The sequence below is a fragment of the Streptomyces sp. NPDC005931 genome (genome assembly GCF_042871235.1).
Lineage (GTDB): Bacteria > Actinomycetota > Actinomycetes > Streptomycetales > Streptomycetaceae > Streptomyces.
In genome coordinates this window covers 129,594-152,738 of the sequence record NZ_JBIAIG010000004.1, presented here as the reverse complement: position 1 = coordinate 152,738, position 23,145 = coordinate 129,594, and the positions used below count along the sequence as shown (strand labels likewise).

Below are 23,145 nucleotides of genomic sequence, written 5' to 3'. Positions count from 1 at the left end.
TCCGTGTACTGCTGCGGTATGACACGGAGCGGGATTTCCTCCCCCGACCAGTAGGGGTCGTGGGGCGTCAGGGGGTGGGGGCAGGCGGAAGCCGGGGCCCTTGGGGGACGTCCGGGGCGTGTGGACGCCGGGGGTCGGGACGGGCGCCGGGGGTCGGGGCCGGGCGCTCCGACGGTGGGTCAGGCGCGACCCGCGCGCCGGGCGGCGAGGAGGCCGGGGGACGCACGGCACCGGACCGTGCGGGCACTGACGCACAGGGCCGGACCGTGCGGGCACAGGACGCACGTAGTACGGCCGGCGCGGCCGCCCAAGACGCGGAGGCGGGGTGTGGTCGAGTGAGCCGGGCGGGGCAGCGGCCGCCGCGACTGCCGAAACGCGGGCGCGGGACACACGCAGCAGGGCGTGCACGCGCCCCGGACGGTGCACAGGCGCCCCATGCGGTGGGGTCGTCTGACGCGCGGTGGGACGAGGGGGGCGCGGGCCTGCGGGCAACGCGCGTGCGGACCACGTGGGCACCGAAATGCGAAGCCCGTGCACCCACCACGAGCACCGAACGAAGTGCGAAGCCCGCCCGGGCACGCGCGCACGGGGCGTGCCCCAGTGGCGCCGGCGACGGACCCGTCGCGTGCTCGGGCGGCGGGTGGGTGTCAGCCTGCCCGGTGCACCACCGCGTCGCACAGCTGGACCAGGGCCGCCTTCGCCTCGCACTCCGGCAGCGGGGACAGCGCCGAGCGGGCCTCCTCCGCGTAGCGCACGGTGTCCCGGCGGGCCTGCTCCAGCGCTGGGTGGGCGCGCAGCAGGCGCAGTGCCTCGGCGTGCCGCGCGTCGTCGGTGAGGTCGGAGTCGAGCAGCTCGCACAGGGCGAGGTCCTCGGCCAGCCCCAGCCGGGCCGCCCGCTCGCGCAGTCGCAGCACGGGCAGGGTGGCGATGCCCTCGCGCAGGTCGGTGCCCGGGGTCTTGCCGGACTCGTGGGAGTCGGAGGCGATGTCCAGGACGTCGTCGGCGAGCTGGAAGGCGACACCGAGCCGCTCACCGTACTGGGTGAGCACGTTCACCTGCGACTCGTCGGCACCGGACATCATCGCGCCGAAGCGGCAGGACACCGCGACCAGCGAGCCGGTCTTGCCACCGAGCACGTCCAGGTAGTGGTCGACCGGGTCCCGGCCGTCCTGCGGCCCCGCGGTCTCCAGGATCTGCCCGGTGACCAGCCGCTCGAACGCCTCGGCCTGCACCCGCACCGCCTCGGGTCCGAGGTCGGCCAGGATGTGCGAGGCCCGGGCGAAGAGGAAGTCGCCGGTGAGGACCGCGACGGAGTTGCCCCAGCGGGTGTTGGCGCTGGCCACCCCGCGCCGGACCGCGGCCTCGTCCATCACGTCGTCGTGGTACAGCGTGGCCAGGTGGGTCAGCTCCACGACCACGGCCGACGGCACGACACCGGGCGCATAGGGGTCGCCGAACTGGGCGGCGAGCATCACGAGCAGCGGGCGGAAGCGCTTGCCGCCGGCCCGCACCAGGTGCTGGGCGGCCTCCGTGATGAAGGGCACCTCGCTCTTGGTGGCCTCGAGCAGCCCCTCCTCGACAGCCGTCAATCCGGCCTGGACATCGGCTTCCAGAGCCTGGTCCCGCACGCTCAGCCCGAACGGCCCGACGACGGTCACGAGGGGTCTCCTGTCTGCTGGTGTCTACTGGCGATTACACGGTTTGTCGATAGGTCGCTGCCACCACTCGAGTCAGCGTATCCGGTCACGTTTCGATCACCGCCAGCGCCCGGGGTTACCGGCGGGACGGCATGGGATCAGGTGAGGGATCGAATCGGGAGTCATTTTGATCGTCTAATAACAACGGACATTCACCGACTTACCAGGACGTAGCAATCCACACCCCGGGACGCACCTCGCCCCACAGACCATCCTGCACGCCCCACTGTCCGATTTGCCGCAATTAGCAATTGAATTCCCCTTGGCGAAAGATGCCCCCAGGCCGCCCGGCCAGTGAAGTGAGTCACGCACCGCGCCGCCCACCCTCCCTCTCCACGCACCCCCTGGCGCCGTTGCACATACCCGAGTTGACCCTTGGCGAACGCAAAGGATCAAGCGTCGCAAAACGCCCACGGCAAGATCAACCGGCCTGATCTGTGACGCCCGCACTTGTTCCGGACATGTGCTCTCGCATACGTTCCCGGCCTGCCGGGTGGACGCCCAATCCTGCCGCCGCCCGCACCACCCAACGACGAACCCACGCACGGCAGGAGCGGGGGACCCAGGTAACTCGCCGTACCGGTCCACGCACGGAACGGCTAGGGGTGAAGCCATGCCCGCACGGGCACGGCCGGGCACTCTCCCGCCCGAACCCGACAGCTCACCTCGCAGGCGTAGGAGAGGAAACCGAACATGCCTGCAACCGGTCAGCCCCGCCGCTCCGGCCGCGCCCGACTCGCCCGCACCCTCGCCGTCGCCGGTACCGGCGCCGCCGTGCTCGTCCTGCCGCTGCTCGGCGCGACCACCGCGTCCGCGGCCACCACGACGCCCACCGCGGCCACCGCCGCGACCGTCTACCCGGACAACCTCGACGGCTGGATCCACGAGTCGCTGGCCGTCATGGCCCAGCACGGCATCCCCGGAAGCTACGACGCCATCCACCGCAACATCATGCGGGAGTCCTCCGGCAACCCCTACGCCATCAACCTCTGGGACTCCAACGCCGCCGCCGGCACCCCGTCGAAGGGCCTGCTCCAGGTCATCGACCCGACCTTCCAGGCGTACCACGTGCCCGGCACCGCCTTCGACCCGTACGACCCGGTCGCCAACATCACCGCGGCCTGCAACTACGCGGCCGCCCGCTACGGCTCCATCGACAACGTCTTCGGCGCCTACTGAGCGGCGGACCCGCCCCCGGAGACGGACCGGGGCCGGGCAACGGACCACGGGCCTAAGGGGCCGGCACGTGTTGGGGCACGTGCGGCCCGGCCCCGGACCGGGGGTCGTACTGGGCCGGCACGTGCGGCGGCATGTGCGGCCCGGCATCCCCGAACAGTCGCTCGAGGACGACGGCCACGCCGTCGTCCTCGTTCGTCGTGGTGACCTCGTCCGCCACCGCCTTCAGCTCGGGGTGGGCGTTCGCCATGGCGACACCGCGGGCCGCCCAGTCGAACATGGGGATGTCGTTGGGCATGTCGCCGAAGGCGACCGTCCGCTCCGGACCCACTCCCAGGTGCTCCGCGGCCAGCGCCAGCCCCGTCGCCTTGGTCACGCCGCACGGCTGGAGCTCCACCGTCCCCGGCCCCGACATGGTGACCGTCGCGAGCGAGCCCACCACCGTGCGCGCCGTCGCCGCCAACTCGTCGTCGGACAGGCCGTCGTGGCGCAGCAGCACCTTGCTGATCGGCCGCTCCCACAGATCGGCGCGCCGCCCGACCCGCACGGCGGGCAGGGTCGGGTGCGGCATCCGGTAGCCCGGCTCGATGAGCGTGAGCCCGTCGACCCCGTCCTGGTCGACCGCCGCGTGCACCTCCCCCACCTCGGCCTCGATCTTGCCGAGCGCGGTCTCCGCCAGTTCCCGGTCCAGCGTGACGGACCACAGCATGCGGTGCGCGCCGGCGTCGTACACCTGCGCGCCCTGTCCGCACACCGCGAGCCCCCTGCAGCCGAGGTCGTCCAGCAGCGGCCGCACCCGGGGCGCCGGGCGCCCCGTCACCACCAGGTGCCGGGCGCCGGCCCGCGCCGCTCGGGCGAGCGCGGCGAGGGACCGGTCGGAGAGGGTGTCGTCACCACGCAGGAGCGTGCCGTCCAGGTCGGTGGCGACGAGTGCGTATGCGGGGGGTGCGGCCATGATCAGAGAATACGGACAACCCACGGGTCCGACTCACCACCCGCCCGGGCCCGGACCCGGGCACGGGGGCGGCATCGCCGGGTACCGGCCGGTTGGGGGCGGGTCCACCGGTTGTGCACCGGTTGGCAACAACATGCTCCGCTACCTACCGTGCGGGCACTCCCGGGCGGTACCTTCCAAGTGTCCAGGGGGGACTTGATCGGGGGGTCAGGTGAGCAGTGGACGCATACGCGTGCTGAGGCCGGAGGAGCTCGGTGAGGGGGAGAAGGAGCGCTGGCGGGAGTTGCGCGCCGCCGCGGACGCCCCGCGCAACCCTTTCATGGAACCGGAGTTCACCGTCGCCGTCGGCCGGGTGCGGCCGCAGGCCCGGGTCGCGGTGGTGTACGAGGGCGGCGCCGAACCGGTCGGCTTCCTGCCGCACGAGCGGGGCGCGCTGGGACAGGGCCGGGCGATCGGGCTCGGCGTCTCGGACTGCCAGGGCGCGATCCTGCGGCCCGGCCTGACCGTGGAGGCCGGTGAACTGCTGCGGGCCTGCTCGGTGTCCAGCTTCGCCTTCGACAACCTGGAGGCGAGCCAGGAGCTGTTCGCCGCCCACGCGGCCGAGGAACACGCCACCTACGTCATCGACGTCGAGAAGGGCTACGAGACCTACGAGTCCGTGCTGCGCGCCCAGTCGCCGAAGTTCCTGAAGACCACGCTGGCCAAGGAGCGCAGGCTGGGCCGGCAGGCCGGCCCCGTGCGCTTCGTCTTCGACGAACGCGACCCGGCCGCGCTGCGCACGCTCATGGAGTGGAAGTCGGCGCAGTACCGCAGGACCGGGCGCCGCGACCGGTTCGCGCAGGAGTGGATCACCCGGCTCGTGGGCCGTCTCGCCGAGACCCGGGCCCCCGGGTGCACCGGCACGCTGTCGGTGCTCTACGCCGGCGAGCGCCCCGTCGCCGCGCACTTCGGGCTGCGCTCGGCCTCGGTGCTGGCCTGCTGGTTCCCGTCGTACGCACCGGAGTTCGCGAAGTACTCGCCGGGGCTCGTGCTGCATCTGCGGATGGCCGAGGCAGCGGCGGCCGAGGGCGTCGCCCTGCTCGACATGGGGCGCGGGCCCGCCGAGTACAAGGACTCGCTGAAGACCGGCGAACGGACCGTCCACGAAGGGGCGGCGACACGGCCGGGCGCGGGCGCCGCGCTGCACTGGCTGAGCCGTGAGCCGGTCCGCCGCGCCCACGCCTTCGTCCGCGTCCGCCCGCGCCTGGCGTCGCTGGCGTCACGGACCTTGAAGGGCACGGCACGGCTGCGCCGGCCGTGAGGAGGGGGAGGGGTATGGGGAGGGGCATGCCGAGGGGGGAGCACGTGGCAGGGAGAGCGGGCGGAGCGAGGGCGGAGCGGACCCGGGAGGAGATACGGCGGTTCCTCGCCGTCGGCGCGGTGCAGGTGGCCGAGCTCGACCTGGACCGCGAGGGGGCCGCCGCCACCCTGAGACCGGGCCCGGGCAGCCCGCCGGTGACCCACGGAGAGGTGTTCGTCCTGGTCAGACGGGACGGACGGCCGGTGGCGACCTTCCTGGGCCAGGTGCCCGAGGGCACCGACCCCCGGGCGGTCCTCGCAGGCCAGGCCCGCATGGCCGTGGGGACCGGCACGGACCGGAGACCCGCGGACGAGGCCGGAGCCGACGGGCCGCCGCCGCACGCCTCGGTGGTCGTCGCCACCCGGGAGCGGCCAGGGCCGCTCGCCCGCGCGCTGGACTCGCTCCTCGCGCAGGACCACCCGCGCTTCGAGATCGTCGTCGTGGACAACGCGCCCGTGACGGACGAGACGCGGCAGCTGGTGGAACGGAAGTACGGGGAACGCGTGCGGTACCTGCGCGAGCCGGTGCCCGGCCTCGCGGTCGCGCACAACGCGGGGCTCGCGGAGGCCCGGGGCGAGGTGATCGCGTTCACCGACGACGACGTGGTCGCCGACCCCCGCTGGCTCGCCGAACTGACCGCGCCCTTCACCGCCGACCCCGGCCTCGGCTGCGCCACCGGTCTGATCCTCCCGGCCCGGCTCGGCACCCCGGCGCAGGTCCTCCTGGAGAGCCACGGCGGCTTCGCGAAGGGCTTCGCACCGGTCACCTACGACCCGGCGGACCCGCCCCGCGACGAGCCGCTGTTCCCGTTCACGGCGGGCCGCTTCGGCTCCGGCGCCAACATGGCGTTCCGCGCGGACGTGCTGCGCGCGGTCGGCGGGTTCGACCCGGCCACCGGTGCCGGCACACCCGCCCGGGGCGGTGACGACCTCTACGGCTTCGTGCGCGTCCTCGCCCAGGGGCACCGGCTGCACTACACACCGCACGCCCTGGTGTGGCACCACCACCGGGAGACCTGGGCCGACCTGGAGACCCAGGCGTACGGATACGGCGCCGGCCTCACCGCCTACCTCACGGCGATCCTGGTCAACCGCCCCGCGCTGCTGCCGGCCCTGCTCCGCCGGCTGCCGCGCGGCCTGGCCCACGCCCGCTCCCTGACCGCCGTGCGCGACGCCGACGGCACCGGCACCCCGGGGGCGCACGACACCCGCACCCACCCGTGGCCGCACCGCCTGTCCCGCCTGCAACGCCGGGGCATGCTGTACGGCCCGGTCGGCTATCTGCGGGCCCGTCGGGCGGTGGGGCACGCCACGGGGAGGGGTGCACGATGAGCGGGCCGGAGGAAGAGTCCGGGACGGGGGGAGCGCCGGGCCGTGAGGCGCCGCGGGCGCGGGCTCCCATCCCGGTGTTCCTGTACCACGCCGTGATGGACGATCCTCCGGACTGGATCGCCGAGTTCACGGTCACGCCGCGCCAGTTCGCCGCGCATCTCGACGCCGTCGCCGACAGCGGGCGCACCCCCGTCACCATCAGCGACCTCGCCGACCACCTCGCCGGGCGGGCGCCGCTGCCGCCCCGGCCCGTGCTGCTCACCTTCGACGACGGATTCGCCGACCTGCCCGGACCCACGGCCGAGGCACTGGCCGCGCGCGGCCTGCCGGCCACCGCGTACCTCACCACCGGCGCCATCGCCCCGGGCGGCCGCAGCCTGCTGCCGCCCGCTCCGATGATGAGCCTGGACCAGGCCGCGGAGCTGGAACGCTCGGGCATGGAGATCGGCAGCCACACGGTCACCCACGCCCAGCTCGACACGCTGAACGCCCCGCGGCTGCGCTCCGAACTGCGCGACTCCAAGGCCGTCCTGGAGGACGCCCTCGGCCACCCCGTCCCGCACCTGGCCTACCCGCACGGCTACAACAGCCCCCGGGTGCGGGCCATGACGGCCCGCGCCGGCTACGTCACCGCGACCGCCGTGCGGCACGCGCTCAGCTCCGACCGGGACGAGCGCTACCGCATCGCCCGCCTGATCGTGCGGCGCGGCCACACCCTGGCCGACGTCCGGAGCTGGCTGGCGGGCGGCGGGGCCCGGGTCGCCCCGTACCGCGACGGCCCGAAGACCGTCGCCTGGCGGTGGTACCGGCACGCCCGGGCGACGGTGCGCGGCCCGGAGTTCGCGGGCTGATCCGACCGGGCGGCACGGGCCCCGTCACGTCGACGGCTGGTTCAGGTACGGGTCGGCGACCACCTCGCGCAGGCTCTCCCAGGCCGTGTCGTCGGCCAGGGCCAGGTTGCAGTGCGGGCCGGGGTCGCGGTGGTTCCACTGGAGGGCGGCCTTGACGCCCTCCAGCTCCTTCAGCACCTCCGGCACCTGCGCGTACCACTCGGCCTGCCGCTCGGGACGCGCCGCGTCGACCGCCGTACCGAACTCGGAGAGCATCAGCGGCTTGTCGTCGGATATGTGGGCGCGTATCCAGGCGTGGGTGGCCCGCTGGGTCCGGGCGAAGGACAGCCAGTCCGTGTCGTGGCAGCGGTAGTAGTTGTACTGGTTGTAGCCGATCCAGTCGACGTACCGGTCCCCCGGGTACATCCGCTCGAACAGGTCCGCATGCCCCAGGTATCCGGTGATGATCCAGGTCCACACCACGTTGTCGACGCCCAGCTCGCGGAACCGGTCGTGGATGTGCCGGTACGCCGCCACGTACTGCGCCGGGGTGCCGTTGTCCGGGGTGCGGGTGTCCATCTCCAGGTCGAAGGAGAGGAAGACCTTCTTGCCCGTGCGCTCCCCGTAGTCCTTGATGCGGCGGGCCTGGACGTCGATGACGGACGCGTCCAGCGCGCCGTCGGCGATCTGCTTCCAGCTCGGCTGCTGCGCCTTCGTACCGCCCCACCACTTGCTCTCCCAGGACAGCAGCAGCATGCGGTCCTCGCCGACCCGCTGCTCCTCCGGGGTGAGCAGCCGGCCCTCCCTGCGGGTGCCCTCGGGCAGGGACATGTCGTGGTAGGTGTACACGATGTCGAGCCTGCGGCCCACCCGTTGCTCGTAGGCACGCACCCGCTGCTCCAGGTCGGCCCGCTCGTGCGGCACGAACGCCCCGAACCAGGCGCCGCACGGCGGTTCCAGCAGCTCCGTGGGCCTGCACCTCTCTCCCATCGCGGAGGGCTCCGGGCCCGCCGCGCCCGGTCCGTCGGCGTCCCGCAGCGTGAGCACGCCGATCAGCACCGCGCACACGACCGCGGCGGAGGTGAGCAGCAGCCGGCGGCGCGGGGGCATCGGCCGTGTCCTCGGCCCGCGGTGGCGGCCGGGCGCGGCCAGGACGCCCCGCAGGGCGGCGTCGACGCGGTGAAAGGGGCGGGCGAACCTCACGGGGCGGAACCCTTTCCTGTCCTCGGCGGGGAGGCGCGCAGCCGCGGACTGAACGCGGCGAGCGTGGTCAGCAGCGTCAGGGTCAGCAGCACCCGCTGCGCGCTGAAGGCGTGGGTGGCGATCAGCACCGTCGCGACGATCATCACCGCGGCGACGCTGACGAAGAGAGTCAGCATCAGCCGTTCCAGCAGGTCGGAGCGGCGCGCGAAGCCGGGGTCGCGCCGCTCCACGGGCGTGTGCGCGGGCCGCACGCGCAGGGCCGGGCCGCACAGTCCGACCACGGCCGCGCCCGGCCCCGCCGCCAGGAAGAGGGCGACCGCCGCGCCGCGCAGGGGGGATCCGCCGGGCAGGGTAAGCGCGGCGAGCGCCAGCCAGCCGCCGAACGGCGGCAGCATCCGGACCACCAGTTCCTGCGGTGCCATCACTGCGCTCCCCCGTCCCGCCGCACGTCGCCCCGCCGCACGTCGCCCCGCCGGAGTTCGTAGACGGCCCCGGCGCGGTTGCGCTCCACGAGCCGGAACCGTGGCGACGCGGCGACCGACGCCTGGATGCGCTCCAACTGGGCCTTGGTGAGCTGGCCGTTCATCTCCGAGTTCGCGAACTGTCCCTGTGTGAGCAGGAAGTAGGCCCGGCCAGGAGGCTCCACCCCGGCCATGTCGTCGGCGAGCGTGGCGGCCGGGTCCTTCAGGATCCGGTCGACGTGCCGGAGGTCGTCGTCGAGGAACCAGTAGTGGTCGATGGTGTCGTACGACGCGTAGGCGAGCGGGTAGTTGCGGTTGGCGGCGACGACGAGCGAGCCGTCGGCGGCCTCGTCGAAGACCCGCTGCACCAGGGCGACCTCCTGGGGCGGGAAGTAGTTGATGCGGTCCTTGCCGGAGTAGCTCGGGACGAAGGCGAGCGTCCCGGCGAGCAGGGCGAGCAGCGGCCCCCAGGTCCTGGCGGCGCCCTGCCGTGCGACGACCGGAACCGGCCGGCCTGCGCCCTTGTCGCCCACCGCAGCTCCCGCCTCCGCCTCCGCCTCCGCCTCCGCGGCGAGGGTGCGTACCGTGGGCAGCAGCGCGGCGGCGGCGAAGAAGGCGGCGCCGGGCAGCATGAACATCAGCACCCGGAAGATCATCTCGCTGCCGTAGCTGCTCGCCACGAACATCGGCAGCGGGGCCGCCGCGATCAGCAGCAACGGCAGTGCCCGGTGCCGCAGCACCCGCTGCCGCCACACCCCGGCCACCGCCAGCAGCAGCACCGAACCCGACAGCAGCCGGGCCGCCCACGAGGCGGCGACGGCTCCCGTGCCGGTCGGGGTCGCGCCGTACCCGGTGGCGACGTTGCCGCCGACGTCGCCGACGGAGCGGATCATGTCGGGCAGGGCGGCGGAGAGGAAGGGCAGCGCGGCCGTCAGGCACCAGGCGAGGAAGATCACGACGGTGGTGATCAGCGGCACCCGGTCCTGGTGGCGACGCACCAGGCACAGGGCGAGCAGCGAGGCGACCAGCATGCCGGGGGTGAGCTGGTGGGAGATGACGATCGCCATCACCATCACGGTGAGCAGCACCGTCCAGGCGGCCTGCCCCTGCCGTCCGCCGCGTGCGCCGGTGCGCCCGTACCGGCGCAGGACGACGGCCAGCACCCCGAGGTGCAGTGCGAAGGCCACGGACTGGGGGGAGAAGTAGTCCTGGCCCACCCAGTTGGCGACGTAAAAGAGCCAGACCGCGGTCCAGATCAGCCGCCGGTCCTCGGTGAAGGTGCGGTAGATCAGCAGCAGCGGGAGGAGCAGCGTCAGGCTGGAGACCAGCGGCCACCACGCCATGTACATCGCCGCGGACTCCACGCCCAGCAGCCGCACCAGCGCGGCCTGGGCGGCGAAGAAGCCGGGCCACTGGTCGTAGACCGCCATGTCGCCGATCTCCTCGGCGGTCCGGAGCCCTCCGGCCGTCAGCAGGTGGTCGACGACCCCGTCGTGCTTCCACGCCCAGGCGTAGAGCGGCGTCGGGTAGAGCACGGCCTGGGTGGCCCGCTCCAAGACCAGGAGACCCACGACGTACGCCGCCGACCAGCCGGAGGGCCGGCGCGGGTCGCGCACCGTGAACCAGAAGCCGGCGGTGAGGACGACCAGGCCGGCCCAGAACGTCGGGTGCAGCGCGGTGACGAGGCCGAAGTCGTCGAGCCGGGACACGTCGGTGTGCCGCACCGCGTACGCCCAGAGCGCGAGCGCGGTGAGCAGCGGGACCGCGGGCAACGCGGCGCGGGCCAGGCTCCCGGACCGGACGGGCGGCAGGTCGGAGAGGTCCGTCCCGGGCTCATGGGCGGGGCTCGACGACTCCGAGGACGGCTCGGTGCGGGACTCGGTCAGGGAGTGCGGATGGTCCAGGGAGGAGTCGTCGGGGGCGTCCGGCGCGGGGGTGGTGCCGCCCGGCGCGGTTCCGGGCGTGTCCCCCGGTGCGGGTCCGGACGTGGCTCTCTCCCGTGGTGTTGCTGGCGGACGCACGGTGGTTCCCCCCTGGCGGTTCGGCTCCGGAGCTGGTCATTCGTTGGTACGGCCGTCGCGGACGCGACCTTCGCTGGTTCTGCCGGCGCTGATACCGCCGCTGGGCCGTCCTTCGGCGGCGCGGCCTGCGCCGGTACGGCCGTCGCTCGCCGGGCCTGCGGCGGTACGGCCAGCGCCGGTACGGCCCGCGCCGGTCGGCCCTGTGGCGGTGCGGCCGTCGCGGTCTCCACGGTTCGGTGGTGCGGGGCCGGTCGGCCCGGTCGGCCCGGCATCGAGCGGTCCCGTCGGCCCGGGACCGGGCGGTGCCGTCACCGGGCCGCCGCCGTGAGGCGCCGGCGCGGGTGTGGGTGCGGCGCGGCGGTGCGGCAGGAGCGGGGTGAGCACGGCGGCGAGCAAAGCGAGCACGGTGAGCGCCACGAGCAGGGCAGGCGCGGCCGGGGCGACGTCCTCGCGCCACACCCAGCCGGCCACCGCAAGGAGGTACAGCACCCACCAGCGCCCCGGCCGCGGCAGCCACCGGTCCGCGCGGGCGAGCAGCGGCCACAGGGCTGCGAGACACAGCAGCTGGCACACCGGCGGCCCCCAGCGCAGCAGCGGCTCGGGCCCGCCGAGGCCCAGCACGTCCGCGAGGGGACCGGCCGTCCGCGCGTACCACGTCCCGTCCACCGGCTCGGGTTCCCAGCCGAGCGCGACGGGCGAGGCGTACAGTGCGAGCAGGGCGGACGCCAGGGCGGTGCCGGTGAGCCGGGGTGCGGGCCGCGAGCACAGCGTCACCGAGGCCGCGAACACCAGCAGCAGCGCACCTCCCGCGACGAGCGCCACCGGCGGCAGCCCGTCGAGCAGCCGCCGGCCCGTCACCTCCCCAGCGGCACCGCGGAGCCACGGCAGCCTTCCCACGGCCGCCCAGAAGACGCCGGTCGCGAGTCCGAGCGTCGCCCAGAGGGCGAGCCCGAGCCTCCGGTCACCGCGGTCGCCGTCACCCAGGCGCTCGTACCGGTCACCGCGGTCACCGTCACCCAGGCCCTCGTACCGGTCACCGCGGTCACCGTCACCCAGGCCCTCGTACCGGTCACCGCGGTCACCCAGGCCCTCGTACCGGTCACCACCGGGCTCGGCGTCCCGCGGCGACCGCACGATGAGCGCCAGGGTGTCCGCCTGGAGGGCCTCCCGCTCGTATCCCGGGCGGCCGATGAACAGCGTGACCGTGTCCTCCCCGTCCTCCCCGTCCTCCCCGTCCGCCCCCGGCCCCCTGCCCTCGTACGCCGCCCGGCGGGCCCAGCCCGTGCCGTACCCGGCCGTGGCGTTGAGCCGGGCCCAGCGCGTGCCGTAGGCGGGGGCGGCCGGGGGCAGATCGACCGGGCCGGAGGCGCCGCCGCGCAGTGCCGCACGGAGCCCGAACACGCACACGGCGGCGACCAGCGTCATGCTGGTCAGCACCGCCCATCCCGCCCCCGCGATCCCCGCCGGGGTGAACAGCGCGGCCGCGCTGCCCAGTACCAGCGCGCACATGGTCCCCTGCAGCACGGCGAGCACACCGGTGCGCCCCTGAACCCGCAGCACCCCGATGTACAGCTCCACCACCACCCGCGGCAGCGCCCCGAGGGCGAGCAGCCGCAGCACGGTGGAGCCGTGCTCGGCGTAGTCCGCGCTGAACGGGGTGAGGATGTACGGCGCGAACACCACCAGCACCAGCACCACCGGCACCAGCAGCAGTGTCATCCGGCGCAGGGCCCCGCGCACTCCGTCGGCGAGCTGCCGCGGGTCGTGCGAGGCGTGGGCGGTGAGCGAGGAGGCCATGTTGATGGCCATGAACTCCATCGTGCCGCCGACCGTGTACGCCACGTAGAAGTAGCCGTTCTCCGCGGCGCTGAAGCGGACCGCGACCATCACCGGCAGCAGATTGATCATCGCCAGACTGAACAGCGCACCGAGCGAGTCGCCGGCCAGGAAGCGGCCCATGTCCCGCAACCGGGGCGGCTCCAGGTGGCGGTCGGCGCCGGCCTGGCGCGGGATCAGCCGGCGGAAGATCAGCCAGCCGAGCGGCAGGGTGGAGAACGCGATCGCCACCGCCCAGGACACGAAGATGCCGAGGACGGGCAGCGCGCTCGCGAAGACGGCCAGCAACGCCAGTTTCCCGACCGAGAACACGGCGTTGCCGACCGGCACCCACTCGGCCTTGCGCAGGCCGGTGAGGACCCCGTCCTGGAGCGTGAGCAGCGCCCAGGCCACGCACGCGGCGACGAACATCGCTCCGGCCAGGGGGGCGCCGAGGGGGGCGTACGAGGCTCCCCACAGGTCGAGCGTGAGCAGGAAGACGGCCGCGGCGAGCGCGACGACCAGCGAACTCGCCGCGTACACGCCCCACACCAGACGCCCCGTGTCGCGTCCGGCGCGCGGCACGAAGCGGACCACGGCACCGATCATCGTGGTCGCCGTGATGCTGGCCAGCAGCCGCATCGCGGCGATCGCGGCGGAGCCCTGGCCGACGGCCTCCTCGGAGTAGTAGCGCGCGGCGACCAGCCAGAAGCCGAGGCCGAGGACGGCCGAGACGCCCGTGCTCAGCATCAGGAAGTAGGCGTTCTTGAACAGCGAGTCGGAGCCCGCCCGCGTCTCGGCGGGCTCCGGCCCGACACCGGTGCGCACCGCGGCGGGCTGGTGCACCTGGGTCTCAGCCACGGGGCGGCCCCACCCCTCCGGCCGACGGCCCGTCACCGGCCGCCCCGTCCGCCGCCGTCCACCACCGCGCCGGGCCCTGCGGCGGGTCGGCCGGCCGCACGCCCGCACGCTCCAGGACCTCCACGATCTCCCGCGCCCGGAGCGGATCCGCGGGCAGCGTGTGCCGGGCGAACCAGCGGGCCGCCTCCGGGTCGGGCGAGGGGTCGGTGAAGTCCTTCCCCGCGTAGTCGTCGAGGGGCGGGTCGTACAGGTAGCCCACGACGATGCCCCGCCGGGCCAGGGCCGCGATCGCCGCGTCCCGGTCGGCCACCAACAGCGGCACCCGGAACAACGGCTGCGCCGCGCTCCCGGCGCGCGGAATCGCCCACCGCGTCGACAGCAGCGTGCGCGTGCCCGCCCGGCACGCCTCCAGCACGTCGTCCAGACGCCGCAGCCGGCGCCCGACGCGCCCCAGCCGCAACGGACCGGACTCCCGGCGGTAGTCGTGCATGTCCACCCGCACCCACGGGTCGTGGGCCGGCAGGTCCGGCGCCGCGTCGGCCGCGCGGGCCAGCGCCTCCGGGCGCAACGGCATCCGGATCCCGTCGCGCTCGGTCAGCCCCAGCAGCCCGATGGCGGCCCAGGCGGCCCGCCGCAGCCGCAGCCCCCGCACCGCCGCCTCCGCGTACGGCCGCACCGCGTAGGCCAGTTCGGATGCCGCCCGGCGCGGGGTGAGCAGTGCGTCGCGGCTCGCGCGCACCGGGTCGCGCAGGTCCGGGTCGGCGAGCGCGAGCATGCCGCCCGCCTTCGCCCCGGCGTGCTTGGAAAGGCTGAAAACGGAGGCCTCGCCCCACGTCCCGACCGGCCGGCCGCCGACCTCGCTGCCGATGGCGTGCGCCGCGTCCTCGAACAGCGGGATGCCCAGGGCGTCGCAGCGGGCCCGCAGGCCGGGAGCCGGGTCCGGGTTGCCGTACAGGTTCGTGGTCAGTACGGCCGACAGCGAGCCCCACACCTCCTCGGGCACCGCCCCGATGTCGATGGAGGCGTCGAACGGGTTCAACGGCGCCTGCACCGGCCGCAGTCCGGCCGCGAGCACGACGAAGAAGATGACGTCGTCGTTGACCGGCGACATCAGCACCCTGCCGCCGGGCGGGCACCAGTGGCGCAACGCCACGAACAGGCCCAACCGGCACGACGGCACGTACACGCATTCCCGGCCCAGTCGGCCGCGCATGGCCGCTTCCAGCCCCTCCGGCTGCGCAACGGACCACTCCCGGCCGCGGCCGGCCTCCCCAATGGCCATCCGCCCCCCTGGTGTGCCGTCGGAACGCCCCCTCCCCGAGGCCTTCCGGCACCCGCCCAGAGTCGCCCCGTTCGCACCGCTCCGTCAAGATTGCGTCGCGTCCTGTGGATAACTTCTGGTACGCAAGGGGAAGCGGCACATCAGCCCCTGCCCGCGCCCCCGGGCGGGCCCACCAGCCCCTTCCTTCCCCGCACCACCGGCCGCCTCTGCCCAAGAACGCCATGTCACCCGTAACGTGTGGCACGGCCACGGACACGTGGAGCACCTGCGCACACGAAAGCGAGGCAGCACCCGATGCCCCCCTTCGATGTCCCCGAGGGCGATCCCTTCGGCCCGCACAACCTGCCGTACGGCGTGTTCTCGCCCCCCGGCTCGTCGGAGCGGACCGTGGGCGTCCGGCTCGGCGACCACGTCCTGGACGCCGGTGCGGCGGCCCACGCCCTCGGCTCCCCCTATGCCTCCCTGCTCGCCCGCCCGACCCTCAACCCGCTGCTGGCGGCGGGCCGTACGGCCTGGTCGGACGTGCGGCGCGCGCTGACCGCCTGGGTGACGGTCCCGTCCCACCGGGAGACCGTCGAGCCGCTGTTCCACCCCCTGTCCTCGGTGACACTGCACCTGCCCTTCGAGGTCGCGGACTACGTCGACTTCTACGCCTCGGAGAACCACGCCCGGAACGTCGGCCGGATGTTCCGCCCCGACGCCGAGGACTCGCTGACCCCGAACTGGAAGCACCTGCCGATCGGATACCACGGCCGCTCGGGCACCGTCGTGGTGTCCGGCACCGACGTCGTGCGCCCCTCCGGCCAGCGCAAGGCGCCCACCGATCCCGCGCCGGTCTTCGGCCCGTCGGTCCGGCTCGACATCGAGGCCGAGGTCGGTTTCGTGGTCGGCGTGCCCTCGCAGATGGGCCGGCCGGTGCCGCTCGGTGACTTCCGCGACCACGTCTTCGGTCTCTGCCTCCTCAACGACTGGTCCGCACGCGACGTTCAGGCGTGGGAGTACGTGCCCCTCGGCCCGTTCCTCGGCAAGTCCTTCGCGACCTCGGTGTCGGCGTGGATCACCCCCCTGGACGCGCTGGAGGAGGCCCGGGTGGCCCCGCCCGAGCGCACCCACCGACTGCTGCCCTACCTGGACGACTCGGCGGAGGAACCCGGCGGTTACGACCTGCGGATCTCCGTCGCCGTCAACGGCCACGTGGTCTCCGAACCCCCCTTCTCGACCATGTACTGGACGGCCGCGCAGCAGCTCGCCCACATGACCGTGAACGGCGCCTCCCTGCGCACCGGCGACCTCTACGGCTCCGGCACGGTGAGCGGTCCCGCCGAACGGGAGCGCGGATCCCTGCTGGAACTGACCTGGAACGGCCGCGACCCGCTCGAACTCCCGGACGGCAAGCGGACGTTCCTCGAGGACGGCGACGTGGTGACACTGTCGGCCTGGGCCCCGGGCCCGGGCGGCGCCCGCGTCGGCCTGGGCGACGTCACGGGCCGGGTGGTCCCGGCGGGCTGATGTCCCCGCCCGCGGGCGGGTCCACGCCGTGCCGACCGATGCGTGCCGACCTCTGACCCGCACCGCCCTTCGCCGTCATACTGGGCGTCGGGCGGTGTGCGGGGACGCACGCGCGCCCTCCTCACGTCGCGCACGACTCGAAGCCGCCCTCTTCCGACAGGATCCGGAGCCCGTGGCATGACCTTCTGCCTGCTCCTGCTGAGCGCCGTCGCCCTGACGGCCGCCGTGCCCGTCCCGCGTGCGCTGACCCGGGCCAAGTGGCCGGAGCGGGAGCCGGTGGTGGCGCTGTGGGTGTGGCAGTGCCTGGTCGCCACCGTGCTGCTGTGCTGCGTGACGGCCCTCGCGCTCGGCACCGCCGCCGTCTTCGGCACCGTCCGCGCCCAGCTCTTCGCCCCGGCGCCGCCCGCGGTCACCGCGGCGTACGACCTGTCCGCCGCTCCGCCCTGGGCGGCCGTCCTCACCCTGCTGCTGGCCTGCGGTGCCGCCTGGACCACGGCGATGCTCGCGCGCGAGCTCGTCGAGACCCGCCGGCGCCGCGTCCGGGCCCGGGCGCAGGTGCGGGAACGCGCCCCCGACCTGCCCGCCGGCTTCCCCGGTTCCCGGGGGCCGCTGCTGGTGCTGGAGGACGCGTACCCGGACGCCTGGTGGATGCCCGGCAACCCGCCCCGCCTGGTCGTCACCACCGGTGCCCTCCAGCGCCTGACCGACCACCAGCTGGATGCCGTCCTCACCCACGAACGCGGCCACGCCCGCGCCCGCCACGACTGGCTGCTGCACCTCTCCACCGCACTGGCCACCGGCTTCCCCCGCATCCCGCTGTTCGCCCACTTCTGCGAGCAGACCCACCGCCTGGTCGAACTTGCCGCCGACGACACGGCCTCCCGCCGCTGTGGTCACCTGACCACGGCGCTTGCCCTCATCGAGCTCAACCAGCACCGCGGGGTCCTGTCCTGCTCCTCCAGCCACCGCCTGCTCGGCGAGCGCGTCGACCGCCTCCTGGAGCCGCCGCCCCGCCTGGAGCGCCGGCACCGCGCCCTGACGACGACGGTCGCGGCCCTGGTGCCGCTGCTCCCCCTGCTGATCACCTTGGCCCCCGGGATGGCGGCGCTGGCGTAGAGCGGGGCGAATGCTCAGCTCCAGTCGGGCTCGGGCTCCGTTTCCACCTCGAACTCCGGCCAAGGGTGCTCTCCGACGTCGGGCTGCTCCGCCCTGCCGGACGGAACCTGGGAGCCGCCCTGATTCTGCGAGCCGCCCTGAGCGCCAGTGCCGCCCTGATCCCCGGTGCCTCCGCGCGGGTCGCTGCCGCCCCGGTCGTCGCCGCCCGCCCCGTCGGCCGCACCCTCCAGCGACGCCAGGACCGCCAGCACGCCCTCCCCGTAGGTGGCGAGCTTCTTTTCCCCCACCCCGGTGATCCCGCCCAGTTCCGCCACCGACCCGGGCCGCACCGTGGCGATCTCCCGCAGCGTGGCGTCATGGAAGATGACGTATGCCGGGACGCCCTGCTCGCGGGCCTGCTCGCCGCGCCAGGCCCGCAGTGCCTCGAAGACCGGCACCAGTTCCGCGGGCAGCTCGGCGGCGGCAGCCCCGGCCTTGCGCTCGCCCCGCCCGGATCCCGACGGTCCCGTCCCGCCCGACCGGGCGGTCACCGGCTTCTTCGGTTCCTTGCGCAGCGGCACCTCCCGCTCCCGCCGCAGCACCGCCCCGCTGGCCTCGGTCAGCACCAGCGTGCCGTACTCGCCCTCGACCGCGAGCAGGCCTTGGGCCAGCAACTGGCGGACGACGCCGCGCCACTCGCCCTCGGTCAGCTCCTCACCGATCCCGAACACGGACAGCTGGTCGTGGTCGAACTGGATGACCTTGGCCGTGCGCCGCCCCAGCAGGATGTCCACGATCTGCACCGCGCCGAACTTCTGCCCGCGCTCCCGCTGCAGCCGCACCACCGTGGACAGCACCTTCTGCGCCGCGACCGTGCCGTCCCAGGTCTCGGGCGGGGTGAGGCAGGTGTCGCAGTTGCCGCAGCCGTGCGGGTCCGGGTCCTGGCCGAAGTAGGCGAGGAGCTGGCCGCGGCGGCACCGGGCGGTCTCGCACAGCGCGAGCATCGCGTCCAGGTGGGCCTGGGCACGCCGCCGGAACGCCTCGTCGCCCTCGCCCGACTGGATCAGCTTGCGCTGCTGCACGACGTCGTTGAGTCCGTAGGCCATCCAGGCCGTGGAGGGCAGCCCGTCCCGCCCCGCGCGCCCCGTCTCCTGGTAGTAGCCCTCCACGGACTTGGGCAGGTCGAGATGGGCCACGAAGCGGACGTCGGGCTTGTCGATGCCCATGCCGAAGGCGATGGTGGCCACCACGACCAGGCCCTCCTCGCGAAGGAACCGCGACTGGTGGGCGGCGCGGGTCCCCGCGTCGAGTCCCGCGTGGTACGGCACCGCCTCGATGCCGTTGCGGGTGAGGAACTCGGCGGTCTTCTCCACGGAGTTGCGCGAGAGGCAGTAGACGATGCCCGCGTCCCCGGCGTGCTCCTCGCGCAGGAAGCCGAGCAGCTGCTTCCTGGGGTCCGCCTTGGGCACGATCCGGTACTGGATGTTGGGCCGGTCGAAGCTGGCCACGAAGTGCCGGGCGTCCGGCATGCGCAGCCGCTCGGTGATCTCCCGGTGCGTGGCGTGCGTGGCGGTGGCGGTGAGCGCGATCCGGGGCACCTCCGGCCAGCGCTCGCCGAGCAGGGACAGCGCGAGGTAGTCCGGCCGGAAGTCGTGTCCCCACTGGGAGACGCAGTGCGCCTCGTCGATGGCGAAGACGGAGATCTTGCCGCGTGAGAGGAGGTCCAGGGTTCCCTCGAGCCGCAGCCGCTCCGGGGCGAGGTACAGCAGGTCCAGCTCACCGGCGAGGAACTCCGCCTCGACGGTCCGCCGCTCGTCGAAGTCCTGCGTGGAGTTCATGAACCCGGCCCGCACACCGAGCGCGCGCAGCGCGTCGACCTGGTCCTGCATCAGCGCGATCAGCGGGGAGACGACGACGCCCGTGCCGGGCCTGACCAGGGCCGGGATCTGATAGCACAGCGATTTGCCGCCACCCGTCGGCATGAGCACGACGGCGTCGCCACCCGCGACCACGTGCTCGATCACCGCCTCCTGCTCTCCCCGGAACGCGTCGAACCCGAACACCCGGTGCAGGGCGGCAAGCGCCTCGCTCCCCATCACTGGCATACCGCCGCTACCGCCCATCGCCTGCCCCGTCAGTCGTCCCTCGACCACTGCGTCCACGATAGGCCTCCGCACCGACAGCCCCCGGAGTTGTCCACAGGCTCCCTCCACCACCCCGACACAGGCGCACGATCGTCGCACACCCGTTCGCATCGCACTCCCGCAGGCAGAGACGGCGGCGGCCCGGCCCCCCTTGCAGGAGGTGCCGGGCCGCCGCCGTGCCGACGGGCGGGCGGACGGGTCAGCGGACGAAGACGCCCGCGTCACCCGCCAGGTCCAGGAAGTACTGCGGTGCCACGCCGAGCACCACCGTGACCGCCACACCGACGGCGATCGCCGTCATCGTCAGCGGGGACGGCACCGCTACGGTCGGACCCTCGGGGCGCGGCTCGCTGAAGAACATCAGGACGATCACCCGGATGTAGAAGAACGCCGCGATCGCCGACGAGATCACGCCGACCACGACCAGCGGGGCCGCCCCGCCCTCCGCCGCCGCCTTGAACACGGCGAACTTGCCGGCGAACCCGGAGGTCAGCGGGATGCCGGCGAAGGCGAGCAGAAACACCGCGAACACCGCCGCCACCAGCGGCGAACGGCGGCCGAGACCGGCCCACTTGGACAGGTGCGTGGCCTCGCCGCCCGCATCCCGCACCAGCGTGACCACCGCGAACGCCCCGATCGTCACGAACGAGTAGGCCGCCAGGTAGAAGAGCACGGACGAGACACCGTCCGGCGTCACCGCGATGACACCGGCGAGGATGAAGCCCGCGTGAGCGATCGACGAGTACGCCAGCAGCCGCTTGATGTCGGTCTGGGTGATCGCGACGATCGCACCGGCGAGCATGGTGACGATCGCCACGGCCCACATCACCGGCCGCCAGTCCCAGCGCAGCCCCGGCAGCACCACGTACAGCACCCGCAGCAGCGCGCCGAACGCGGCCACCTTGGTCGCCGCGGCCATGAAGCCCGTCACCGGCGTGGGCGCGCCCTGGTACACGTCGGGCGTCCACATGTGGAAGGGGACGGCGCCGACCTTGAACAGCAGGCCCATGATCAGCAGAGCGGCGCCGACGAGCAGCAGCGCGTCGTTGCCCATGGTGTCGGCGAGAGCCGGGTTGACGTCCTGGACCGTGCCGTCGACGACCTGAGCGATCGTGGCGTACGACATCGAGCCCGCGTAGCCGTACAGCAGCGCGATGCCGAACAGCGTGAACGCCGAGGCGAACGCGCCGAGCAGGAAGTACTTGACCGCTGCCTCCTGCGACATCAGCCGCTTGCGGCGGGCCAGCGCGCACAACAGGTACAGCGGCAGGGAGAAGACCTCGAGCGCCACGAAGAGCGTCAGCAGGTCGTTGGCCGCCGGGAAGATCAGCATGCCGGCGACCGCGAAGAGCAGCAGCGGGAACACCTCGGTGGTGGTGAAGCCGGCCTTGACCGCCTTCATCTCGCTGTCGCTGCCCGGCACGGACGCGGCCTGCGCGGCGAAGGAGTCCACGCGGTTGCCGTGTGCCGCCGGGTCGAGCCGCCGCTCGGCGAAGGTGAACAGGCCCACCAGGGCCGACAGCAGGATGGTGCCCTGGAGGAACAGGGCGGGCCCGTCGACGGCGATGGCGCCCATCGCCGCGATGCCCGCCTTGGTCGTGCCGTACCCGTCGGCCGCCAGCGCCACCACCGCGGCGAAGGCGGCGACGAGGGCGACGGCGGCGACGAACGTCTGTACGTAGTAACGCGACTTGCGCGGCACGACCGCCTCGACGAGCACCCCGACGATCGCCGCACCGACGACGATCAGGGTGGGCGCGAGCTGCCCGTACTCGATCTTCGGCGCATCGATCTTCGAGATCGGGTCGGCCGCGGTTGCCGCCGTTGTCCACAGGCTGTGGACGGCTGTTGCGCTCACTTGGCCGCCTCCACCTCGGGCCGGGGGTCCTTCTTCTCAACGTCGGACATGGTCTGCTTCACCGCCGGGTTCACGATGTCCGTGACGGGCTTCGGGTAGACGCCCAGGAAGACCAGCAGCACCACCAGCGGGGCCACCACCGCGATCTCGCGCACCCGCAGGTCCGGCATCGCGGAGACCTCGGGCTTCACCGGGCCGGTCATCGTCCGCTGGTAGAGGACGAGGGTGTAGAGCGCCGCCAGGACGATGCCGAAGGTGGCGATGATGCCGATCACCGGGTAGCGCGTGAACGTGCCGACCAGGACCAGGAACTCGCTGACGAAGGGCGCGAGCCCCGGCAGCGACAGGGTCGCCAGACCGCCGATCAGGAAGGTGCCGGCGAGTACCGGTGCGACCTTCTGCACACCGCCGTAGTCGGCGATGAGCCGCGAGCCGCGCCGCGAGATCAGGAAGCCGGCGATCAGCATCAGCACGGCGGTCGAGATGCCGTGGTTGACCATGTAGAGCGTCGCCCCGGACTGGCCCTGGCTGGTCATCGCGAAGATGCCCATGATGATGAAGCCGAAGTGCGAGATCGACGCGTACGCGATCAGCCGCTTGATGTCGCGCTGGCCGACCGCGAGCAGCGCCCCGTAGATGATGCTGACGACCGCCAGCACGAGGATCACCGGCGTGGCCCACTTGCTCGCCTCCGGGAACAGCTGGAGGCAGAAGCGCAGCATCGCGAAGGTGCCCACCTTGTCCACGACCGCCGTGATGAGCACGGCGACCGGGGCGGTGGACTCCTGCATGGCGTTGGGCAGCCAGGTGTGCAGCGGCCACAGCGGCGCCTTCACCGCGAAGGCGAAGAAGAAGCCGAGGAACAGCCAGCGCTCGGTGGTGGTCGCCATGTCCAGCGAGCCGTTGGCCCGCGCCTCGGCGATCTCCGTGAGCGAGAAGTTCCCCGCGACCACGTACAGACCGATCACCGCGGCCAGCATGATCAGACCGCCGGCCAGGTTGTAGAGGAGGAACTTCACCGCCGCGTACGACCGTTGTGTGGCCGCGGCCTGCTCGCCGTGCTCGTGGGCACGGTCCCCGAAACCTCCGATGAGGAAGTACATCGGGATCAGCATGGCTTCGAAGAAGATGTAGAAGAGGAAGACGTCGGTGGCCTCGAAGGAAAGGATCACCATCGCCTCGACGGCCAGGATCAGGGCGAAGAAGCCCTGCGTCGGCCGCCACCTCCGGCTTCCCGTCTCCAGCGGGTCGGCGTCGTGCCAGCCCGCGAGGACGATGAACGGGATCAGCAGGGCGGTCAGCGCGATCAGCGCCACCGCGATGCCGTCCACGCCCAGTTCGTAGCGGACCCCGAAGTCCGCGATCCAGGCGTGGGACTCGGTGAGCTGGTAGCGGTCGCCGTCCGGGTCGAAGCGCACCAGGACGGTGATCGCCAGCACCAGGGTGGCGAGCGAGAACAGCAGCGCCAGCCACTTGGCGGCCGTGCGCTGGGCGGCCGGTACCGCGGCCGTGGCGATCGCCCCGATGGCCGGGAGCGCCGCCGTCGCTGTCAGCAGAGGAAAGGACAT

The 23,145-nt window shown here is 73.4% G+C and carries 16 protein-coding genes and 1 riboswitch; of the genes, 6 read left to right on the top strand and 10 right to left on the bottom strand.

Annotated elements, in window-relative coordinates; all coding sequences use genetic code 11:
- Nucleotides 1-647: 647 nt before the first annotated feature.
- The gene (locus ACFYOV_RS11735; protein ID WP_389085971.1) at nucleotides 648-1,658 is read right to left on the bottom strand and encodes a polyprenyl synthetase family protein; all 1,011 of its coding nucleotides are present in this window, start codon (nucleotides 1,656-1,658) and stop codon (nucleotides 648-650) included.
- A gap of 559 nt (nucleotides 1,659-2,217) precedes the next feature.
- Nucleotides 2,218-2,385: riboswitch (cyclic di-AMP (ydaO/yuaA leader) on the top strand.
- A 5-nt stretch (nucleotides 2,386-2,390) separates the two neighbouring features.
- Between ACFYOV_RS11735 and ACFYOV_RS11730 the strand changes: the two genes are divergently transcribed.
- Nucleotides 2,391-2,876, top strand: a complete 486-nt coding sequence (locus ACFYOV_RS11730) for a transglycosylase SLT domain-containing protein (protein WP_389085968.1) — start codon at nucleotides 2,391-2,393, stop codon at nucleotides 2,874-2,876.
- A gap of 52 nt (nucleotides 2,877-2,928) precedes the next feature.
- On the opposite strand, the gene ACFYOV_RS11725 is transcribed toward ACFYOV_RS11730, so the two are convergent.
- Nucleotides 2,929-3,828, bottom strand: a complete 900-nt coding sequence (locus tag ACFYOV_RS11725) for an HAD family hydrolase (protein WP_389085965.1) — start codon at nucleotides 3,826-3,828, stop codon at nucleotides 2,929-2,931.
- 232 nt (nucleotides 3,829-4,060) lie between these two features.
- Here ACFYOV_RS11725 and ACFYOV_RS11720 point away from each other — a divergent pair, with 232 nt between their 5' ends.
- The 3 genes from ACFYOV_RS11720 (at nucleotide 4,061) to ACFYOV_RS11710 (ending at nucleotide 7,349) form a co-directional block, all read left to right on the top strand.
- The gene (locus ACFYOV_RS11720; RefSeq protein ID WP_389085963.1) at nucleotides 4,061-5,128 is read left to right on the top strand and encodes a GNAT family N-acetyltransferase; all 1,068 of its coding nucleotides are present in this window, start codon (nucleotides 4,061-4,063) and stop codon (nucleotides 5,126-5,128) included.
- A 119-nt stretch (nucleotides 5,129-5,247) separates the two neighbouring features.
- On the top strand, nucleotides 5,248-6,498 hold the full coding sequence (locus tag ACFYOV_RS11715; protein ID WP_389087053.1) for a glycosyltransferase: 1,251 nt from the start codon (nucleotides 5,248-5,250) through the stop codon (nucleotides 6,496-6,498).
- 95 nt (nucleotides 6,499-6,593) lie between these two features.
- Nucleotides 6,594-7,349, top strand: a complete 756-nt coding sequence (locus ACFYOV_RS11710) for a polysaccharide deacetylase family protein (protein WP_389085960.1) — start codon at nucleotides 6,594-6,596, stop codon at nucleotides 7,347-7,349.
- Nucleotides 7,350-7,373: 24 nt separating this feature from the next.
- On the opposite strand, the gene ACFYOV_RS11705 is transcribed toward ACFYOV_RS11710, so the two are convergent.
- The 5 genes from ACFYOV_RS11705 to ACFYOV_RS11685 form a co-directional block, all read right to left on the bottom strand.
- A complete protein-coding gene (locus tag ACFYOV_RS11705; RefSeq protein ID WP_389085958.1) occupies nucleotides 7,374-8,531 on the bottom strand; it encodes a glycosyl hydrolase in 1,158 nt (385 codons plus the stop codon).
- Nucleotides 8,528-8,953 (bottom strand): hypothetical protein, encoded by a 426-nt coding sequence (locus ACFYOV_RS11700; RefSeq protein ID WP_389085956.1) that lies wholly within the window; start codon nucleotides 8,951-8,953, stop codon nucleotides 8,528-8,530. The genes ACFYOV_RS11705 and ACFYOV_RS11700 overlap by 4 nt, the downstream gene beginning before the upstream one ends.
- Complete coding sequence (locus ACFYOV_RS11695; RefSeq protein ID WP_389087050.1) at nucleotides 8,953-10,878, bottom strand: glycosyltransferase; 1,926 nt, start codon at nucleotides 10,876-10,878, stop codon at nucleotides 8,953-8,955. Before ACFYOV_RS11695 ends, ACFYOV_RS11700 begins: the two co-directional genes overlap by 1 nt.
- A 171-nt stretch (nucleotides 10,879-11,049) precedes the next feature.
- Complete coding sequence (locus ACFYOV_RS11690; protein ID WP_389085953.1) at nucleotides 11,050-13,689, bottom strand: oligosaccharide flippase family protein; 2,640 nt, start codon at nucleotides 13,687-13,689, stop codon at nucleotides 11,050-11,052.
- Nucleotides 13,682-14,902 (bottom strand): DegT/DnrJ/EryC1/StrS family aminotransferase, encoded by a 1,221-nt coding sequence (locus tag ACFYOV_RS11685; RefSeq protein ID WP_389087048.1) that lies wholly within the window; start codon nucleotides 14,900-14,902, stop codon nucleotides 13,682-13,684. Before ACFYOV_RS11685 ends, ACFYOV_RS11690 begins: the two co-directional genes overlap by 8 nt.
- 363 nt (nucleotides 14,903-15,265) lie before the next feature.
- Between ACFYOV_RS11685 and fahA the strand changes: the two genes are divergently transcribed.
- Nucleotides 15,266-16,480 (top strand): fumarylacetoacetase, encoded by a 1,215-nt coding sequence (gene fahA / locus ACFYOV_RS11680; RefSeq protein WP_389085951.1) that lies wholly within the window; start codon nucleotides 15,266-15,268, stop codon nucleotides 16,478-16,480.
- A gap of 177 nt (nucleotides 16,481-16,657) precedes the next feature.
- Entirely contained in the window at nucleotides 16,658-17,596 is a 939-nt protein-coding gene (locus ACFYOV_RS11675) for a M56 family metallopeptidase (RefSeq protein WP_389085948.1), read from the top strand.
- A 14-nt stretch (nucleotides 17,597-17,610) separates the two neighbouring features.
- On the opposite strand, the gene recQ is transcribed toward ACFYOV_RS11675, so the two are convergent.
- From recQ to ACFYOV_RS11660, 3 genes are all read right to left on the bottom strand, one after another.
- Nucleotides 17,611-19,698 carry a DNA helicase RecQ gene (recQ, locus tag ACFYOV_RS11670; protein WP_389087045.1) on the bottom strand — a complete coding sequence of 696 codons (2,088 nt, stop codon included), beginning with the start codon at nucleotides 19,696-19,698 and terminating at the stop codon, nucleotides 17,611-17,613.
- A gap of 220 nt (nucleotides 19,699-19,918) precedes the next feature.
- The gene (gene nuoN, locus ACFYOV_RS11665; RefSeq protein ID WP_389085946.1) at nucleotides 19,919-21,577 is read right to left on the bottom strand and encodes an NADH-quinone oxidoreductase subunit NuoN; all 1,659 of its coding nucleotides are present in this window, start codon (nucleotides 21,575-21,577) and stop codon (nucleotides 19,919-19,921) included.
- A complete protein-coding gene (locus ACFYOV_RS11660) occupies nucleotides 21,574-23,145 on the bottom strand; it encodes an NADH-quinone oxidoreductase subunit M (RefSeq protein WP_389085943.1) in 1,572 nt (523 codons plus the stop codon). Before ACFYOV_RS11660 ends, nuoN begins: the two co-directional genes overlap by 4 nt.

Bases quoted from the DNA above. Each gene is read 5' to 3' on its own strand.
- ACFYOV_RS11710 (WP_389085960.1), top strand. From the start codon at position 6,594: ATGGACGATCCTCCGGACTGGATCGCCGAGTTCACGGTCACGCCGCGC.
- fahA (WP_389085951.1), top strand. From the start codon at position 15,266: ATGCCCCCCTTCGATGTCCCCGAGGGCGATCCCTTCGGCCCGCACAAC.
- ACFYOV_RS11730 (WP_389085968.1), top strand. From the start codon at position 2,391: ATGCCTGCAACCGGTCAGCCCCGCCGCTCCGGCCGCGCCCGACTCGCC.
- ACFYOV_RS11685 (WP_389087048.1), bottom strand. From the start codon at position 14,902: ATGCGCGGCCGACTGGGCCGGGAATGCGTGTACGTGCCGTCGTGCCGG.
- recQ (WP_389087045.1), bottom strand. From the start codon at position 19,698: ATGGGCGGTAGCGGCGGTATGCCAGTGATGGGGAGCGAGGCGCTTGCC.
- ACFYOV_RS11675 (WP_389085948.1), top strand. From the start codon at position 16,658: ATGACCTTCTGCCTGCTCCTGCTGAGCGCCGTCGCCCTGACGGCCGCC.
- ACFYOV_RS11700 (WP_389085956.1), bottom strand. From the start codon at position 8,953: ATGGCACCGCAGGAACTGGTGGTCCGGATGCTGCCGCCGTTCGGCGGC.
- ACFYOV_RS11660 (WP_389085943.1), bottom strand. From the start codon at position 23,145: ATGTCCTTTCCTCTGCTGACAGCGACGGCGGCGCTCCCGGCCATCGGG.
- ACFYOV_RS11725 (WP_389085965.1), bottom strand. From the start codon at position 3,828: ATGGCCGCACCCCCCGCATACGCACTCGTCGCCACCGACCTGGACGGC.